The organism is Mycobacterium sp. TH-M116 (genome assembly GCF_057473685.1).
Map to the genome: position 1 here is coordinate 1 of NZ_JBYCLC010000274.1, position 1645 is coordinate 1645.

At 63.9% G+C, this 1645-nt stretch carries 2 protein-coding genes and 1 pseudogene; all 3 read right to left on the reverse strand.

Translation table 11 applies throughout. The features are described 5' to 3' along the window. A pseudogene (locus AC2VOK_RS13705) lies at positions 1 to 190 on the reverse strand (single-stranded DNA-binding protein); the annotation flags it as partial. 84 nt (positions 191 to 274) lie between these two features. After that, a complete protein-coding gene (yidC, locus tag AC2VOK_RS13710) occupies positions 275 to 1405 on the reverse strand; it encodes a membrane protein insertase YidC (RefSeq protein WP_428900969.1) in 1131 nt (376 codons plus the stop codon). Next, positions 1389 to 1645: membrane protein insertion efficiency factor YidD (gene yidD, locus AC2VOK_RS13715; RefSeq protein ID WP_428900970.1), on the reverse strand; the 257-nt coding region annotated here is incomplete at its 5' end. The genes yidC and yidD, both read right to left, overlap by 17 nt.

The window sequence follows — 1645 nt, forward strand, 5'->3', positions numbered from 1 at the left end:
CCCCGTCGAAGTCCAGCAGGTCCAACAACTCTTCGAGATAGTCGCCGGCGATCTCGCCTTCGGTGACCAATCGGTCCTCCAGTTCGTCGGCTTCGTCTGCGCCGCCCTCCGTCGCCGCAGCACCTACGACGAGATCCTCGGTCGCCGGTTGCGCCTCTGCATCACGTTCGGTGGTTTCCGCGTCGGTCATGTGTTTTCCTCTTCCTCGTTCGCGGGTGCCGGACCCGTCAGGGGCGGGCCTCCGAGGCGATCCCTCATCGCCATGGCACCCTCCTCAACGTTTGCGCCTTTTCGGCCGCGCCCCGGGTCGCGGCGCTCGATTGGCCGGTGCATTATCGCGCCTGACCGAATTCGCCCCACCCCCGACGTCGTCGCCGGATTTCGGTTCGCCCCGGCGTGCGTCGCCGTCCCCTGTCGCCGTCCCGGCCTGCGCGTCATCGTCATCGTCGTCGTCCCCCGCCACGCCGTTGGCACCTGTGGCCTTGGTGTTGCGTTTCGGTTTGACGCCCGGGGCCGGCGCATTGGCGGCCCGCCGCTGGATGACTTCCTGTTTCTTGGCCTCTTCCTCTTTTTCGATCATGCCGAACACGACGTGCTGCTGACCGAAGGTCCAGATGTTGTTCGAGAACCAGTACAAGATGATCGCAAGCGGCAGAAACGGCCCGCCGACGACCACACCGAGCGGGAAGACGTAGAGCGCGAGTTTGTTCATCATCGCGGTCTGGGGGTTGGCCGCCGCCTCGGCGCTCTGCCTCGCGACCGACGCACGGCTGTTGAAGTAGGTAGCAACACCGGCGAGGATCATCACGGGGGCGCCGACAAGGACCAGCGCCGGGCGGCTGAAGTCGATGAACGCGTCCAATCCCGAGCGTTGCGTCATCGTCGCACCGATCGGTGCGCCGAACAGGTTGGCGTCCAGGAAATGGCCCACGTCCGCGGCGCTGAACATGTAGTTACCCGTCATCCGATTCTGGGCCACCGACAGGTGCGGCTGCCCGAATCCGCCCGTGGTGCGGTTGAACGACCGCAACACGTGATAAAGGCCGAGGAATACCGGGATCTGCGCCAGCATGGGCAGGCAGCCCAGGATGGGGTTGAAGCCGTGCTCGCGTTGCAGCTTTTGCATCTCGAGGGCCATCCGCTGACGGTCCTTGCCGTACTTCTTCTGTAGCGCCTTGATCTGTGGTTGAAGCTCCTGCATCTGGCGGGTGGTTCGGATCTGACGCACGAACGGCTTGTACAACAGTGCGCGCAGCGTGAACACCAGGAACATCACCGACAGGGCCCACGCGAAGAAGTTCGACGGTCCAAGCGCCGCGGCGAACAGCTTGTACCAGACCCACATGATCCACGACACCGGGTAGTAGACGAAGTCGAGGCTGAAGAAATCAAACAAAGGTGTCACTCTCCCGTTGCTTCACGACATCGTCCGGGGCGGTGTCCCCGGCCACAGTCCGGTACTCGCATCGCTCGGGTATCGGATCCCAACCTCCCCGATGCCACGGCCCGCATTTGGCAAGGCGGACGAGCATCAGACAACTCCCCCGAATCAACCCGTACTCGGTCAGGGCATCCACCGCGTACTGACTGCAGCTCGGCACGAACCGGCACGTCGGGGGTCGAAGTGGAGACACCATGTGCCGAT